Source organism: Micromonospora sp. ATLC16 (assembly GCF_057196645.1).
Window position 1 is genome coordinate 1 of sequence record NZ_JBXUOW010000096.1, and the last position, 15,507, is coordinate 15,507.

At 70.6% G+C, this 15,507-nt stretch carries 12 protein-coding genes and 1 pseudogene; 5 read left to right on the plus strand and 8 right to left on the minus strand.

Features of this window, described 5'->3' with window-relative positions; translation table 11 throughout:
* Positions 1-1,166 (plus strand): cell division protein PerM (locus AC2CHE_RS24830; RefSeq protein WP_484507267.1); only part of this gene is annotated, 1,166 nt, incomplete at its 5' end.
* A gap of 243 nt (positions 1,167-1,409) precedes the next feature.
* Here AC2CHE_RS24830 and AC2CHE_RS24835 read toward each other — a convergent pair.
* Complete coding sequence (locus tag AC2CHE_RS24835; protein ID WP_484507268.1) at positions 1,410-2,141, minus strand: DUF4190 domain-containing protein; 732 nt, start codon at positions 2,139-2,141, stop codon at positions 1,410-1,412.
* A 7-nt stretch (positions 2,142-2,148) separates the two neighbouring features.
* Entirely contained in the window at positions 2,149-2,448 is a 300-nt protein-coding gene (locus tag AC2CHE_RS24840) for a CD225/dispanin family protein (protein ID WP_484507269.1), read from the minus strand.
* A gap of 154 nt (positions 2,449-2,602) precedes the next feature.
* On the opposite strand from AC2CHE_RS24840, the pseudogene purN reads away from it, so the two are divergent.
* Positions 2,603-3,214, plus strand: a pseudogene (gene purN, locus AC2CHE_RS24845) (phosphoribosylglycinamide formyltransferase); the annotation flags it as partial.
* A 3-nt stretch (positions 3,215-3,217) separates the two neighbouring features.
* A complete protein-coding gene (gene purH / locus AC2CHE_RS24850; RefSeq protein ID WP_484507278.1) occupies positions 3,218-4,789 on the plus strand; it encodes a bifunctional phosphoribosylaminoimidazolecarboxamide formyltransferase/IMP cyclohydrolase in 1,572 nt (523 codons plus the stop codon).
* On the opposite strand, the gene AC2CHE_RS24855 is transcribed toward purH, so the two are convergent.
* From AC2CHE_RS24855 to AC2CHE_RS24880, 6 genes are all read right to left on the minus strand, one after another.
* Positions 4,761-7,163, minus strand: coding sequence for a putative bifunctional diguanylate cyclase/phosphodiesterase (locus AC2CHE_RS24855; protein WP_484507270.1), 2,403 nt, complete (start codon positions 7,161-7,163; stop codon positions 4,761-4,763). The genes purH and AC2CHE_RS24855 overlap by 29 nt on opposite strands.
* Positions 7,164-7,256: 93 nt before the next feature.
* On the minus strand, positions 7,257-8,285 hold the full coding sequence (locus tag AC2CHE_RS24860) for an ABC transporter ATP-binding protein (RefSeq protein ID WP_484507271.1): 1,029 nt from the start codon (positions 8,283-8,285) through the stop codon (positions 7,257-7,259).
* The gene (locus tag AC2CHE_RS24865; protein ID WP_484507272.1) at positions 8,269-9,306 is read right to left on the minus strand and encodes an ABC transporter ATP-binding protein; all 1,038 of its coding nucleotides are present in this window, start codon (positions 9,304-9,306) and stop codon (positions 8,269-8,271) included. Before AC2CHE_RS24865 ends, AC2CHE_RS24860 begins: the two co-directional genes overlap by 17 nt.
* A 124-nt stretch (positions 9,307-9,430) precedes the next feature.
* Positions 9,431-10,387 carry an ABC transporter permease gene (locus AC2CHE_RS24870; protein WP_484507273.1) on the minus strand — a complete coding sequence of 319 codons (957 nt, stop codon included), beginning with the start codon at positions 10,385-10,387 and terminating at the stop codon, positions 9,431-9,433.
* Between the two features lie 18 nt (positions 10,388-10,405).
* Entirely contained in the window at positions 10,406-11,344 is a 939-nt protein-coding gene (locus AC2CHE_RS24875) for an ABC transporter permease (protein ID WP_484507274.1), read from the minus strand.
* Between the two features lie 81 nt (positions 11,345-11,425).
* Positions 11,426-13,030, minus strand: a complete 1,605-nt coding sequence (locus AC2CHE_RS24880; protein ID WP_484507275.1) for a peptide ABC transporter substrate-binding protein — start codon at positions 13,028-13,030, stop codon at positions 11,426-11,428.
* 493 nt (positions 13,031-13,523) lie between these two features.
* Here AC2CHE_RS24880 and AC2CHE_RS24885 point away from each other — a divergent pair, with 493 nt between their 5' ends.
* Together AC2CHE_RS24885 and AC2CHE_RS24890 are read left to right on the plus strand one after the other, a co-directional pair.
* A complete protein-coding gene (locus AC2CHE_RS24885) occupies positions 13,524-14,384 on the plus strand; it encodes a bifunctional methylenetetrahydrofolate dehydrogenase/methenyltetrahydrofolate cyclohydrolase (RefSeq protein ID WP_484507276.1) in 861 nt (286 codons plus the stop codon).
* Between the two features lie 80 nt (positions 14,385-14,464).
* Positions 14,465-15,415, plus strand: coding sequence for a malate dehydrogenase (locus AC2CHE_RS24890; protein WP_484507277.1), 951 nt, complete (start codon positions 14,465-14,467; stop codon positions 15,413-15,415).
* Positions 15,416-15,507 lie beyond the last annotated feature (92 nt).

Genomic DNA, 15,507 nt, shown 5'->3' on the forward strand with positions numbered 1-15,507 from the left:
GCCACGCGCCGCTCGCGGTCGCCGCACTGGTCGCCGCCAGCGGGGCGGCCGTCACCACCTGGCTTCCGGTGGCGCTGACGCTCTGGCTGTTCCAGCTCAGCGAGGGGGCCGGCAGCCTGCTCGACGCCGCCCGTGCGGGGGCGGCGGGCTGGCTCCTCGGCCACGGAGTGCCCCTGGCCACGGCCACCGGCCCGCTGGGCCTGGCACCACTCGCGGTGACCGCGCTGGCGGTGTGGCGGCTCACCCGGGCCGGGGTGCACGCCAGCCGCGCGATCGGTGCCCGCGGCGGCCGGTCGTCGGGCCGTACGCTCGCGGCCGCGACGGCGGTCGGTGTCGCGTACGGGCTGTTGGGGGCGCTCGCCGCCATCCTGGTCGGTGCCGGTGGCCCCGGTGCGTCGCCGGTACGTGCCGGGCTGACGCTGGTGATTGTCGGCACCCTGGCCGCCGGTGCCGGTGCCGCCCGTACGACCGGGGTGGCGGAGGTCCTCGCCGCGCAGACGCCGATGCCGTTGCGTGAGGGTGTACGCGCCGGCCTGGCCGCCGCCCTGGTGCTGCTCGGCGCGGGCGCTGCCGTGGCGGGGCTGGCCGTGGCGACCGGTGGTGGTGACGCGGCCGACCTGATCGGCGCCTATCAAACCGGCGTCGCCGGTCAGGCCGGCATCACCCTGGTCAGCCTCGCGTACGCGCCCAACGTCAGCGTGTGGTCGGCCAGCTACCTGCTCGGCCCCGGCTTCGCGGTCGGCACCGACACGGCGGTACGCACCAGCGAGGTGTCGGTCGGCCCGCTACCGGCTCTGCCGTTGTTCGCCGGCCTGCCCAGCGGGCCGGTCGACGGGCTCGGCGCGGTCACCGTACTCGCCCTGCCCGTCCTCGTGGGTATGGCCACCGGCTGGCTGCTCGCGCGCCGCTTGCTGCGCCTGGCCACCGCCGAACGGAAACCCCTGTCCTGGCGGCGGCTGCTCGTGCCGGCGGCGCTCGCCGGACCGGTCGCCGGCCTGCTGCTGGGCGCGGCGGCGAGGGCGTCCGGCGGGCCGCTGGGCGGTGGCCGGCTGGCGGATGTCGGGCCGGTCGGTTGGCAGGTGGCGCTCGCGGCGCTGCTGGTCACCGGTGCCGGCGCGCTGCTCGGTGCCGCCGCCAGCCGCTGGCTCGCCCGGCTCGCGCCCTGAGCTTCCCGTCGCACCTCCCGCCCTTCGGCGCACCCCCCCGCGCCGGGAGACCGCAGGATCCCCGATGTTGTGGCTTGCAAGGGTGAGCAAGGCGGCAACTTCCCCGATGTCGTCCGTGCATCGTCGCGCGGGAGGCGGTGGGGCCCGGTAGGTAGGGGATTGGGGAGGAGTCGGGGTGCTTCTGATGCGTTCGGGGCGTCCCGGACGGCTCCGGGACGCCCCTGGCGGTGGTCGGGTCCCCGGTCAGGGATACAGCGAACCGCCGACGTTCAGCGCCACCACCACGATATGTAGCAGGCCCAGCAGCAGCCCCACCGCGCCGCAGATCAGGCCGGCGAGTGCCTGGCCGGAGTTGCCGGCCAGCCCCTGGTTGGCCTTCTGCTTGCCGAGCCAGCCGGTGACAAGTGCCGCCAACCCCAGCGGGATGCCGAGGTAGCAGCAGCTCAGCGGGATCGACGCGATACCGAAGATCATCGCGACCAGGCCGAGGGTGTTCTGCTGCCCCTGCGCGCCGGTGAAGCCGGCGTGCGGGTACATCGGCGTGCCGCCGTAGGGCTGCGGGGCGTACGGGTCGGCGTAGGGCTGACCGTAGCCCGGCTGACCGTAACCAGGCTGCCCGTAACCAGGCTGCCCGTAACCCGGCTGCCCGTAACTAGGCTGCCCGTACGTTGGGGGTTGCCCGGCGGCCGGTGGCGGACCGGCCGGCGGCGCGTACGGATCGTAGGGCGCGGGCGGAGCCTCCGGCTGACCCGGAACCGGGGGCTGCTGACCGTACGGATCGGCCGGGGGCTGCTGACCGTACGGATCGGCCGGCTGGGCGTACGGATCGGCCGGCTGGGCGTACGGGTTGGCCGGCGGTGGCGCGTACGGGTTGGCCGGGGGCGGCGCGTACGGGTTGGCCGGCTGGGGTGTGGTGGGATCCCCGTACGGCGGCTGCTGGCCGTACGGGTCCTGACCGGGTTGACCGGGCTGCATCCGGTGCTCAGTAACCGCTGGCGTTGCTGCCGCTCATCGAGCCCAGCAGGCCGCCGCCGAGGCAGCACACCAGGACGAGCACGATCCAGGCGATACCGGCGATCAGGGCCCACTTGGACCACTTCTTCGACTCGGCCGCCGCAGCCTGTGCGCCGGCGTAGTCACCCTGCTCCACCAGCGGGTTGACCTTCGAGGCGTTGATGATCGCCGGAATGGCCAGCGGCCAGAACAGGAAGATCGCGACGATCGACATTGTCATGTTGTTGTCGACCGACTGCGGTGGCTGTGACTGGTACTCGGGCTGCATGACGACGTGCTCCTCACGGTCGTTCGCTGACGGGTGCGGGACCGGACATAGACCGGTCCCAAGCGACCGGCAGCGTACCCGGTTTCGGCCAGTTCGGTGGTCACGCACGCCGCGCCGCCCAGCGGATGGGCGCCGGCCAGCGGCCGGATAGGGTGTGCCGGTGAACCAGCCCGCCCGTGTCGTCGTCCTCGTCTCCGGCTCCGGCAGCAACCTCCAGGCCCTGCTGGACGCGACCGCCGACCCGGCGTACGGGGCGCGGGTGGTCGCGGTCGGGGCGGACCGTGACGGGATCGCCGGCCTGGACCGGGCCGTCGCCGCGGGAGTGCCGACCTTCGTCGAGCGGGTCAAGGACCACCCGGACCGCGAACAGTGGGACGCCGCGCTCACCGCGCGGGTCGCCGAGCACCGGCCCGACCTGGTCATCTCGGCCGGGTTTCTGAAGCTTGTCGGTCCCCGTTTCCTCGCCGCCTTCGGCGACCGGTACCTGAACACGCACAACAGCCTGTTGCCGGCGTTTCCCGGCATCCACGGCCCGCGTGACGCCCTCGCCTACGGAGTCAAGGTGACCGGGGCGACCCTCTTCTTCGTCGATGCCGGCATGGACACCGGGCCGATCGTCGCGCAGGTGGCGGTGCCGGTAGGGGACGACGACGATGTCGACACGCTCACCGAGCGCATCAAGGAAGCGGAACGGAGCCAGCTTGTCGAGCAGGTGGGCCGGCTGCTCCGTGACGGTTGGACGATCATTGGAAGAAAGGTCATGGTCGGCGTGAACTCCATCCAGGACGGGCGTCGCCCGATCCGGCGGGCACTCGTCAGCGTCTACGACAAGACCGGCCTGGCCGACCTGGCCCAGGCGCTGCACGCCGCCGGTGTGGAGATCGTCTCCACCGGCAGCACGGCGTCGACGATCGCCGCGGCCGGGGTACCGGTGACGTCGGTGGAACGGGTGACCGGGTTCCCGGAGATCCTCGACGGGCGGGTGAAGACCCTGCACCCGGCGATTCACGGCGGGCTCCTCGCCGACCTGCGCAAGGACGCGCACACCGCCCAGCTCGACGCGCACGGCATCGCCGGGTTCGACCTGCTGGTGTCCAACCTGTACCCGTTCCAGGACACCGTCGCCTCCGGCGCCGGCCAGGACGAGTGCGTCGAGCAGATCGACATTGGCGGCCCGGCGATGGTGCGGGCGGCGGCCAAGAACCACGCCTCGGTGGCCGTGGTCACCGATCCGGGCGCGTACCCGATGCTGCTGGCCGCGCTCGACGGCGGTGGCTTCACCCTGGCACAGCGCCGGGCGTTGGCCGCCCGCGCCTTCGCCGACATCGCCGAGTACGACGTGGCGGTCGCCGAGTGGTTCGCCTCGTCGGTCGCCCCGGCGGCCGAGGGCATGCCGGAGTTCGTCGGCCTGGCGATGCGCCGGCAGGCGGTGCTGCGCTACGGCGAGAACCCGCACCAGAGCGCCGCCCTCTACGCCGACCCGGCCGGCCCGGCCGGGCTGGCTCAGGCCGAGCAGTTGCACGGCAAGGAGATGTCCTACAACAACTACGTCGACGCGGACGCCGCCTGGCGGGCCGCTAACGACTTCGCCGACCAGCCGGCGGTGGCCGTCATCAAGCACGCCAACCCGTGCGGCATCGCCGTCGGCGCGGACGTGGCGCAGGCGCACCGCAAGGCGCACGCCTGCGACCCGGTCTCCGCCTTCGGCGGGGTGATCGCCGTCAACCGTCCGGTCTCGGTCGAACTGGCCGGGCAGATCGCCGAGATCTTCACCGAGGTCGTGGTGGCGCCCGACTACGCACCCGGTGCGGTGGAGACGCTCCAGGCCAAGAAGAACATCCGGCTGCTGCGTGCGCCCGCCTTCCAGCCCCGTCCGACCGAGTGGCGGCAGGTCGGCGGCGGCGTGCTGGTGCAGTCACGCGACGCGATCGACGCCGAGGGCGACGACCCGACCAGCTGGCGGCTGGCCGCCGGTGAGCCGGCCGACGAGGCCACCCTGGCCGACCTGGCCTTCGCCTGGCGGGCGGTACGCGCGGTGAAGAGCAACGCGATCCTGCTGGCCCAGGACGGCGCCACCGTCGGCGTCGGGATGGGGCAGGTCAACCGGGTCGACTCGGCCCGCCTCGCGGTCAGCCGGGCCGGCACCGACCGGGCGCGCGGCGCGGTGGCCGCCTCGGACGCCTTCTTCCCGTTCGCCGACGGCCCGCAGATCCTCATCGACGCGGGCGTCCGGGCGATCGTCCAGCCCGGCGGCTCGATCCGCGACGAGGAGGTGATCGCCGCCTGCAAGCAGGCCGACGTCACCATGTACCTCACCGCCACCCGCCACTTCTTCCACTAGCCCAGGTCTGGACCGAACCCAGGGTCTGCTGGTGGGCCAGGAGACCGGAGATGCCCTCGGCGGTCATCGGTCGGGCCAGGTGAAAACCTTGGCCACGGGTGTAGCCGAGGGTGCGGAGCACCGCCACCTGCTCGGCGCTCTCGACGCCCTCGGCGACGGTCTCCAGGCCGAGCGCGTGGGCGAGCTGGATCACCGCGCGGGCCACCGCCTGCCGGGCGTCGGCGGCCGCTGCCTGTCCGTCGTCGATCTCGATACCGTCGACGAAGGACTTGTCGAGCTTCACGATCGCGGCCGGGAAGGCCCGCAGCAGGCTCAGTGACGATTCGCCGGTGCCGAAGTCGTCAAGCGACAGGCGGATGCCCATCCGGTCGAGTTCGAAGAGGGTTCGGGAGACCTGCTGACCGCGGAGCACCGCCGATTCGGTCACCTCCAGGACCAGTCGCTCGCAGGGCAGCCCGCTCTCGGCCAGCGCGGCCGTCACGTCGGAGACGAAGTCGGGATCGTGCAGTTGCCGTGCGGAGACGTTCACGCCCGCCTCCCGCAGTGCGTCCGGCCCGAACTCCCGTGACCACGCCGCCGCCTGGCGGCACGTCTCGCGCAGCACGAACCGGCCCAGCGGCACGATCAGACCGGTCCGTTCGGCGGCCGGGATGAACTCGGCCGGGCCGACGACTCCGCGCGCCGGGTGATGCCAGCGGATCAGCGCCTCGACCCCCACCAACCAGTTGTCGTCGAGCCGCAGGATCGGCTGGTAGACGACCCGCAGCTCGTTGGCGTCCAGGGCCCGCCGCAGTTCGCCGCCGAGCCGCATGTGCGCCAGCACCGGCTCGCCCATGCCGTCCACGTACCTTACGAAGCTCGCCTTTCCTCGCTGTTTGGCCGTGTACATGGCGACGTCGGCGTCCCGCAGCACCGAGTCGACGGTGGCACCGGGCCGGGCGTCGGCGATGCCGATGCTGGCCTGCACCAGCAGGCGGTGCTGACTGATCGGCTGGTCGAGCGCGGCCAGCAGCCGGGCAGCCAACTCTTCGGGGTCGGCGTCCGCGCCGGTGAGCAGCACGGCGAACTCGTCACCGGCGACCCGTACCGGCAGGCCCTCGTCGCCGACCTCGGCGCGCAGCAACTGGGCGACTGAGACGAGCAGCCGGTCACCGACGCCGTGCCCGAGCAGGTCGTTGACGGTCTTGAAGTCGTCCAGGTCGACCAGGAGCACCGACGCGGGGGCCGTGGCGGTGAGCGCGGACGCGAGCCGGTCGCGGAAGAGCACCCGGTTGGCCAGCCCGGTGAGGCCGTCGTGGCTGACCTCGTGCTGGAGGCGCTCCTCCTGGATGCGGGTGTTGCGCAGCAGCCGGGCGTTGTCTCGATAGGCGATGAACTGCCGGACGCTGACCAGGGCGGTCACCACCACGGCGGCGACCAGGACCACCCGGACCGGCCAGGTCAGGGGAGCGCCGAACGCGACGGCGAGCAGCGGCACGTCGACCGCCACCATCGCCAGGTACGGCAGCAGGACGCCGTTGCGGGTCCGATCGCGCTGATCGCGGCGGACACCGAGATCGGCCCGCCACTGCGCCCTGACGCCAAGCGTGAAGAACACCGGAGTCAGCGGCATCACGATCGCCTGGGCGGGGATGGCGGCGACGTACCCGTACCGGACCGAGAGCACCGCGACGATCCCGGCGGTGACGCCGCCGCTGGCCGCGACGAATCGCAGGGCGACGCGATCGACCGGACCACCGGCCACGAAGGACACCTTCGTCGCGGCGCCGACCGCGACCAGGAAGGCGAGCCCGACCAGCGCCATCGCCTGCCGGCTCCACGGCTCGTCAGCGGTCAGCATCGGGGCCAGCCCGACGTAGCAGAGCAGTGCCGCGCAGCCGAGGAACGCGATCGTGCGGTCGAGCAGAACGCGCCACCGCTCGACACCGCCGGTCTCGGCGATCGGCACCCGGCCCACCGCCCAGATGGCCACGACGAATCCGATCGCCACGCAGGCCGCCGCCGGCAACGGCATGCTCCGGGTACGGGCCTCGGCGGCGTGCGTCAGCATGTCCAAGGCCAACCAGCCGTACCCGATCGTGATGGTGACCGCCGCGACGAGGAGCGCGCGCCAGAAGCGTCGGGTGACCGGGTCGAGGCCGGCGTGGCGGAGCAGGTGCACGACGGACCCGGCGGCGACGAACCCACCGGCGGGAACGAAGGTGTACGCGAGCGCCTCGGTGCCGGCGCCGACCGTGAAGTTCGCGACGTACCAGGCGGTGCCGAGGGCGGCGACCGCCACGGCTGCCTGCACGAATCGCCTGGTGATCCGACTGTTCGTCGCGGCGACCCCGACCGTGGGGCCCGGCGTCGGTCGTAGTGCCACCTGCGTCACGGCTGTAGACCCTAGTGAGTGAGCGGAGGCTCGCCATCCGTCATCGGGTGCTTCTTCGCTACCGCAGTATCCACTGGGGAGGGAGGTGCGGGCTCACCGTCCCGGGCGGAGTTCGGCGAAGTGGCAGGCCGAGGGGTGTGGGTCGGCGGCCCGCGGCACCGCCTGCGGGTCCTGGGTGGCGCAGATGTCCTGGGCCTTCCAGCACCGGGTGCGGAAGTGGCAGCCGCTCGGCGGGTCCGCCGGGCTCGGCACGTCGCCGCGCAGCCGGATGATGCTGCGGTGTTCCCGGGCGTCCGGGTCCGGCACCGGTGCCGCGGAGAGCAGCGCCTGGGTGTACGGGTGGGTGGCGCGGTCGTAGATCTCGTCCTCGGTGCCGATCTCCACGATCCGGCCCAGGTACATCACCGCGATCCGGTCGGAGATGTGCCGCACCACCGACAGGTCGTGCGCGATGAAGATGTATGACAGGCCCAGTTCGTCCTGAAGCTCCTCCAGCAGGTTGATCACCTGCGCCTGGATGGAGACGTCCAGCGCGGAGACCGGCTCGTCGCAGACGATCACCTCGGGTCGCAGCGCCAACGCCCGGGCGATGCCGATGCGCTGTCGTTGGCCACCGGAGAACTGGTGCGGATACCGGTTGATGTGCTCCGGGTTCAACCCGACGACGTCGAGCAGTTCCTGGACCCGCTGCTGGCGGCTGCCCTTCGGGGCCGCATCCGGATGGATCTCGAACGGCTCGCCGATGATGTCGCCGACGGTCATCCGTGGGTTCAGCGAGGTGTACGGATCCTGCATGACCATCTGCATGTTGCGCCGGATGCGGCGCAGCTCACCGCCGGAGGCGGCGAACAGGTCCCGGCCGGCCAGGGTGGCACGGCCGGCGGTCGGCTTCTCCAGCCGCATCAGCAGCCGGGCCAGAGTGGACTTGCCGCATCCCGACTCGCCGACGATGCCCAGCGTCTCGCCCCGGCGCAGCTGGAAGCTCACCCCGTCGACGGCCCTGACCGCACCGGTCTTCTTCTTGAACACCACGCCCTGCGCGATCGGGAAGTGTTTGACCACGTGGTCGACGTCGAGGAGGGTCTCGCCACGAACCGTGGCGGGGCTAGCCGGTGCGGTCATCGCGTACCTCCTGGGCGAAGTGGCACGCGCTGGTCCGGCCGTCGCCGAGGACCAGGTGGTGCGGCATCACGTCCACACAGACCTGCTGCACGTACGGGCACCGCGGGTGGAAGGGACAACCGCTGGGGATCCGCATCAGGTTGGGCGGCAGGCCACGGATCGTGGACAGCTTTCCGCCCCGCTGGTCCAGGCGCGGGATCGAGTGCAGCAAACCCTTGGTGTACGGGTGGGCGGGCGCCCGGTACAGCGACCGGACGTCGGCGTGCTCGACGATCCGGCCCGCGTACATGACCGCGATCCGATCGGCGACGTCGGCCACCACACCCAGGTCGTGGGTGATCAGGATAATCGCCATGTCCAGGTCCCGCCGCAGGTCGGCGAGGAGATCCATGATCTGGGCCTGCACGGTGACGTCCAGCGCGGTGGTGGGCTCGTCGGCGATGAGCACCTTCGGCTCCATCGCCAGGGCCATCGCGATCATCACCCGCTGCCGCATGCCGCCGGAGAACTGGTGCGGGTAGTCACCGAGCCGTCGCGCCGCCGCCGGGATCTGCACCAGGTCCATCAGCTCCACCGAGCGGCGGCGGGCGTCCGAGCGGGACATCCCGAGTCGCTGGCGCAGCGTCTCGCCGATCTGCCAGCCGACGGGGAAGACCGGATTCAGTGCGGAGAGGGCGTCCTGGAAGATCATTGCGATCTCCTTGCCCCGGATCTGCCGACGTTGCTCCTCCGGCAGGCCCAGCAGGTCGCGGCCGGAGTAGCGGATCTCGCCGGAGCTGATGTGGGCCGGCGGTGTGTCCAGGATGCCCATGATGGCCTGGGCGGTGACGGACTTGCCGGAGCCGGACTCGCCCAGCACGGCGAGCGTCTCGCCCGGGTCCAGGTGGTAACTGACCCCGTTGATCACCTTGGCCACGCCCTCGCCGGTGCGGAACTCGACGTGCAGGTCGCGTACCTCCAGCAGGTGCCCGTCGGGTGGGGTGGGCGAGGCCGGCGTCGGCCGGACGGCGTGCTGACTCACGGTGCCTGCCTTTCGCTCGCGACTGCGGGGCTCGCTGCGCTCACTCCTCGCGCTCGCGGTGCCTGCCTTTCGCTCGCGACTGCGGGGCTCGCTGCGCTCACTCCTCGCGCTCGCATGACCGCGCTCACCGGAGCTTCGGGTCGAAGGCGTCGCGGATCGCGTCGCCGAGCATGATGAAGGCCAGCACGGTCAGCGCCAGGAAGGTCGACGGGACCACCAGTGGGGTGGCCGACTCCCGCATGTGCACCCGACCGTTGTTGATCTCGATGCCCCACGAGATGGTCGGCTCCCGCAGCCCGATGCCGAGGAAGGACAGCGTCGCCTCGGCGGCGATGAACGAGCCGAGCGCGATGGTCAGCACCACGATGGCCGGGGCGAGTGCGTTCGGCAGGATGTGTCGCCACATGATCCGTCCGTTGCCGGCACCCAGCATCCGCGCGGCGGCCACGTAGTCCTGCTCCCGGGCGGTGATCACCGAGGAACGGACCACCCGGGCGGCGGTGGTCCAGCCGAGCACCGCCAGCACGAAGATGACCGCGGCGACGCGTACCGTGGCGCTGTCGCTGCCGATGCGCTTGAGCAGGACGATCGCGGCCAGCAGCAGCGGGATGCCGAGCACGATGTCGATCACCCGGGAGAGCACCGCGTCGACCCAGCCGCCGAAGTAGCCGGCGAGCATCCCCACGACCAGCGCGATCAGGCCGGTGAACAGCGCGCTCAGGGCGCCGACCAGCAGCGAGGCCCGCGCGCCGTAGACCGCCCGGGCGTACGTGTCGCAGCCCTGGAAGTCGTACCCGAAGATGGCGCCGCCGGAGGGTGCCACGTGCTGTCGGGACAGCACGCAGTCGGCGGGGTCGTTGCTGGTGAATAGACCCGGCGCGGCGGCCATCGCGGTCACCAGCAGCACCAGGGTCAGGCTGATCCAGAAGATCGGCTTGCGGCGCAGGTCGCGCCAGGCGTCGCCGGCCAGGCTGCGCGGCTTGCGGGGCCGACCCACCTGGTTCGGTGTGCCCGGTTCCCCGGAGGGCCCACGCCGCGCGGCCTGGTTCTCCGACGCCGCCACCGTCTCGAAGTCGCTCACGCGGCCACCTCGCTGTGCTCACTCATAGCGGATCCTCGGGTCCAGGACGGCGTACAGGACGTCGACCACCAGGTTGGAGACCAGGTAGACCACGACGAGCACGCTGACGATGCCCACCACCAGCGGGCCGTCCTCGGTGCGGATGCCGCGGAAGAGGTTGAAGCCGACGCCGGGAATGTTGAACACGCCCTCGGTGATGATCGCGCCGCTCATCAGGTTGCCGACCTCGACGCCGAGAAAGGTGATCACCGGGATGAGCGAGTTGCGCAGCACGTGCACGCTTACCACCCGCCGATTCGGCAGGCCCTTCGACCGCGCGGTGCGCACGTAGTCGGCGCGCAGGTTCTCGGCCACCGAGGTACGGGTCAGCCGGAGCGCGGTGGCCAGGGAGAGCGAGCCGAGCACGATGCCCGGCAGCAGCAGCGCGAAGAAGTCGGGATCAGCGCCGGCGGTGGGCGGGAAGACCTGCCACCTGACGCCCAGGAAGTACTGCGCCAGCGGGGCGAGCACGATGGTCGGAATGCCGAGCACCAGCAGGGTCAGCAGCAGGGTGGCGTTGTCGAAGATGCTGGCCCGCCGGATGCCGGCGAGGACGCCCGCGGTGACGCCGAAGATGACCGCGACCGCGATGGCGATCAGAGCCAGCCTGATCGTGACCGGCCAGGCGGCGGCCAGGATGCCGCCGATCGACCGTCCGGTGAGCGACTCGCCCAGGTCGCCGCGGAGCAGGTTCGAGATGTAGTCGAAGTACCGGTAGAAGAAGCCGCCGATCCCGGTGGCGTCGAGGTGGTACTTGTCCGTGAGGTACGCCCGCTGTGCGGCAGTGACCGGGCGTTCCCCGGCGAGCGCCTGGATCGGATCGCCCTGGCCGGCGAACATCAGCGCGTAGACGATCAGCGTGGTCCCGAAGAAGGCCAGGACCATCTGGAGCAGACGCCGCATGATGAAGCGGAACATACTTGGCAGTCTCCCTGAAAAGGGGCGAACCGCGTGGCGGGTCGGGTCACCTCGCGATGACCCGACCCGCCCGTGTGGGTGTTACCGGATGGCTTCCATCTTGACCAGGTCGACCCGGTCGAAGAGATCCATCTCGACGTTCTTGACCTTTGTCGAGTGGCCGAAGTTGTTCTGGCCGAACCGCAGCGGTACGACCGGCAGGTCCTCGGCCAGCAGGTCCTCGGCCTCCTGGTACTTCTTGATCGCCTCCTCCTCGCTGGGGGCGCTGGCGCCCTCGGCGAGCAGCCGGTCGAAGTCCGGGTTGCTGTAGCCGTAGTAGTTCGACGAGCCGTTGGTGCTGTACAGCGGGCCCAGGTAGTTCTCCATGGACGGGTAGTCCATGATCCAGCCCATCCGGAACAGGCCCACCGGCTGCTTCGCCTTGACCTTGGTCAGCAGGTCGGCGAACTTGGGCTCGGCGCTGCCCACGCAGTCCACGCCCAGGTTGGCCTTGAGCTGGTTGCAGGTGGCGTCGATCCAGTCCTTGTGGCCGCCGTCGCCGTTGTAGGACAGGGTGATCTTCGACGGGCCGCCGGCGGCCTGGTAGAGCGACTTGGCCTTGGCCGGGTCGAACTCGCCCGCGGCACCGACGGTGTTCTCCCGGTAACCGGCGACGGCCGGGGAGACGAACGAGCGGGCCGGCTGCTGCGAGTCCTTGAAGATCGAGCGAGTGATCTCATCACGGTCGATCGCCATCGAGATCGCCTTGCGCACGTCCGGGTTGCTGAACTCCTCCTCGAAGGTGGGGAACGCCAGGAAATGCAGCGACGAAGCCGGGCTCTGCAGGAAGCGGTCACCCAGATCGCTGCCGGCGGTGGAGAGGTTCTCCGTCGGGATGGTCTTGATCACGTCTAGGTTGTCCGACAGCACGTCCGCGTACGCCGCGGTCAACTGCTGGTAGATCCGGAACTCGACGCCGGCCACCTTCGGCTGCTCGCCAGGGAAGGCGTCGTACCGCTCGACCTCGACCTTGGCGTCGTGCTGCCAGGTGCCCTTCATCCTGAACGGACCCTGACCGATCGGCGCCTGCTCAAAGCCCTCGGCCAGCTCGCCGGGAGCGCTGAACGCGGCCTTCGGCAGCGGGTAGAAGGCGGTGTAGCCGAGCATCGACTTGAACTCGCTGTACGGCTGCGAGAGCGTGACGGTGAAGGTCCGGTCGTCGACCTTCTTCAGCCCGCTGAGCGTCTCGGCCTTCGGGCTCTCGCCCTGCAGGTCGTCGTAGCCGGCGATCTTCTCGTAGAAGTAACTGGAGTTCTGCCCGTTCGGCTCGTACGCGCCGTAGTTCCAGGCGTCGATGTAGTTGTCGGCGGTCACCTGCTCGCCGTTGTGGAAGGTATAGCCGTCCTTGAGCTTGATCGTCCAGGTGGTGTTGTCCTCGGACGCGATCGACTCGGCGGCCACCTCGTACGGCTTGTGGGCCTCGTCGTAGTCGACAAGCGGGCTGAACAGGGCGGCGAGCACCTGGGAACCGCTCGTCTCGTTGGTGTTTGTCGGCACCAGGTGCTGCGGCTCGGCGATCTCGATCCGCACGGCCGCGTTGGGGTCGCTCTCGCCGGATCCGCCGTCGCCGCCCGAGCCGCAGGCCACCAGGCCCAGGGTCACCGCGAGCGGGAGGGCGGTCCAGGCGGCGAGCCTACGAACACGCATCTAGCCTCCTCATCTCCATTACGCTGCGCAGTCGGGCCCGGCATTGGGTGACGCTGCGCAACAGCCGGCAACGGTAGGTCGTATGCCGCGAATCGGCAACGTAGCGGTTGCGAAGGGGTAACGGAACGCGACCGCTGGCCTTGTCGGGCTCGGGCTCCCGTGCTACGCGAATCCATGTATAACCGCTCTGAGGTGCGGCGATATGACACGGTTCGGCAGCGTCGGCCGCGGGTTGGGTGAACCTGGTGATAACTCAGCACGGTCGTCGGATTGCGCGCCTTCGTGCCCTCCGGTCCGGAATGGCGGTACGGTGCTGCACAAATTGTGACGCTAAGTGATGAATACCACGTTACGTAGAGTGGTTGATGATCTCGTTGTCCGGGCCTGCCACCCCTGCACCGCGCTGGGCCACCCGTACGCTCGCCGGGCGGCCGACCGGTCGGGTCGCCGAGGTCGGGGGAGCCGGTGGCGGCGGGCGTGAGACGATCTGCTCGTGACGGCGACGCTTCTGGACGGCAAGGCGACCGCGGCCGAGATCAAGGACGAGCTGCGGGCGCGGGTGAAGGCGCTGGCGGAACGGGGCGCCGTGCCGGGGCTCGGCACGGTGCTGGTGGGGTCCGATCCCGGCTCCCAGGCGTACGTCAACGGCAAGCACCGGGACTGCGCCGAGGTCGGCATCGCCTCCATCCGCCGGGAGTTGCCGGCCGACGCCACCCAGGAGCAGGTCGACCAGGTCATCGCCGAGCTGAACGCGGATCCGGCCTGCCACGGCTACCTCGTCCAGCTGCCGTTGCCGGCGCACCTGGACACACAGCGGGTGCTGGAGCTGATCGACCCGGACAAGGACGCCGACGGCCTGCACCCGGTCAACCTGGGCCGGCTGGTGCTCGGCTACGACGCGCCGCTGCCCTGCACCCCGCGCGGAATCGTGGAGCTGCTCCGTCGGCACGACGTGCCGCTGCGCGGCGCCAACGTGGCGGTGGTGGGCCGGGGCAACACCGTCGGACGCCCGCTGGGGCTGCTGTTGACGCGGCGCAGCGAGAACGCCACCGTCACCCTCTGCCACACCGGCACCCTGGACCTGGCCGCGCACACCCGGGCCGCCGACATCGTCATCGTGGCGGCGGGCGTACCCGGTCTGCTCACCGTGGACATGATCAACCCGGGAGCCGTCGTGGTCGACGTGGGCATCACCCGGGTGATCGGTGCCGACGGCAAGGGCCGCTACACCGGCGACGTGGACCCGGAGGTCGCCGAGGTGGCCGGCAAGCTGGTGCCGATGCCCGGCGGGGTCGGTCCGATGACCCGCGCCATGTTGCTCACCAATGTCGTGGAGCGGGCCGAACGCCCATAACCGTCCGCCCCTGGCCCGAGCGGTGCCAGGATGGCTGATACGGTCCGGAAAACCGACTGGTATCAGGGAGTGGGACGACCATGGGTAAGAAGGTCACTGTCGTCGGGGCCGGATTCTACGGCTCCACCACCGCGCAGCGCCTGGCCGAGTACGACGTCTTCGACACCGTCGTGATCACCGACATCATCGAGGGCAAGCCCGCGGGCATCGCCCTCGACCTCAACCAGTCGCGTGCTGTGGAGGGCTTCGAGACCAAGGTCGTCGGGGTCACCACCGGTCCCAACGGTGAGGGCTACGAGGGTATCGAGGGCTCGGACGTGGTCGTCATCACCGCCGGGCTGCCGCGCAAGCCCGGGATGAGCCGGATGGACCTGCTGGAGACCAACGCCAAGATCGTCCGTCAGGTCGCCGAGAACGTGACCAAGTACGCCCCGAACGCCGTCGTCATCGTGGTCTCCAACCCACTCGACGAGATGACCGCGCTAACCCAGATCGCCACCCAGCTCCCGCGCAACCGGGTGCTCGGCCAGGCCGGCATGCTGGACACCGCCCGGTTCACCAACTTCGTCGCCGAGGCGTTGCAGGTGCCGGTGAAGTCGGTGAAGACGCTGACCCTGGGCTCGCACGGCGACACCATGGTTCCGGTGCCGTCGCAGAGCAGCGTGAACGGCAAGCCGCTGCGCGAGGTGATGCCCGCCGAGCAGATCGAGGACCTGGTCGTGCGTACCCGCAACGGCGGGGCCGAGGTGGTGGCGCTGCTCAAGACGGGGTCGGCGTACTACGCCCCGTCGGCGGCGGCGGCCCGGATGGCAAAGGCGGTCGCGGAGGACTCCGGCGAGGTCATGCCGGTCTGTGCCTGGGTCGACGGCGAGTACGGCATTTCCGGTGTCTACCTGGGCGTCGAGGCCGAGATCGGCGCCGAGGGCGTCAAGCGCGTCGTGGAGACCGACCTCGACGCCGACGAACTGGCCGCACTGAAGGAGGCCGCCGAGGCCGTCCGCGCGAAGCAGGCCGACATCGCGTCCATGTGACCGCGACGAGCTGAGTTGATCAAGAGGTTTGGGGCTGCGTAACCTTTACGCGTCGCAAACCTCATGATGATTTTTGGGGTTTTCAGGTGGGG